Raw genomic sequence first — 910 nt, forward strand, 5'->3', positions numbered from 1 at the left:
ATACTGGTGCGGGCCTTCGACGATCCGCCGGCCCTGCGCTTCGGCCTGCCCGGCACGGCCGGCGCCTGGCGCCGACTAGACACCGCCCTCGGGGAGATCACCGCATGAGGACCTTGCTCGCCGCCCTGTTCCTGCTCCACGCCGCGGCCGCCGCGGCGGTGAGCGCCGTCGACGACGATGGCCGCCGCATTGATCTGCCGGAGCCGGCAGAGCGCATCGTCAGTCTCGCCCCCCATGCGACGGAGATCCTGTACGCCGCCGGCGCCGGGACTCACGTGGTCGGCGCCGTGAGCTACAGCGACTGGCCCCCGGCGGCCCGGGAGCTGCCCCGGGTGGGCAGCTATGACGCGGTCGACTACGAGCGCATCCTCGGGCTCGACCCCGACCTGGTCGTCGCCTGGCGCAGCGGCAACGGCGAGGAGACGGTGGCGCGGCTGCGCAAGCTGGGGCTGACCGTGTTCGTCAGCGAACCGCGCTCGCTGGAGGCAATCCCCGAGACCGTCGAACGCCTCGGCCGGCTCGCCGGCACCCCCGAGACCGCCCGCACCACCGCGGCCCGCTTCCGCAGTGAGCGCGACCACCTCGCCGAACGCTACTCGGGACAGCCGAGCGTGTCCGTGTTCTTCCAGATCTGGAACCATCCCATGATCACGGTCAACGGCGAGCACCTGATCAGCCGTGTCATCGACCTCTGCGGCGGGCGCAACGTCTTCGCCGACCTCGACCCGCTGGTGCCGCGGGTGGGCACCGAGGCGGTCATCGCCGCCGATCCCGAGGTCATCATTGCCGCCGGACGGGGCAGGGAGCGCCCGCAGTGGCTGGACGACTGGCAGCAGTGGCCGTCGATCACCGCAGTGGCCCGGGACAACCTCTTCAACGTCGACCCGGACGTGATCCACCGCGCCAGCCC

The 910-nt window shown here is 72.1% G+C and carries 1 protein-coding gene; it reads left to right on the forward strand.

The genetic code is table 11. The features are described from left to right. Positions 1–104 precede the first annotated feature (104 nt). A partial coding sequence (locus tag G7A99_RS21620; protein WP_163143988.1) for a cobalamin-binding protein occupies positions 105–910 on the forward strand: 806 nt, incomplete at its 3' end.

This window comes from Arhodomonas sp. KWT, from assembly GCF_010993615.1.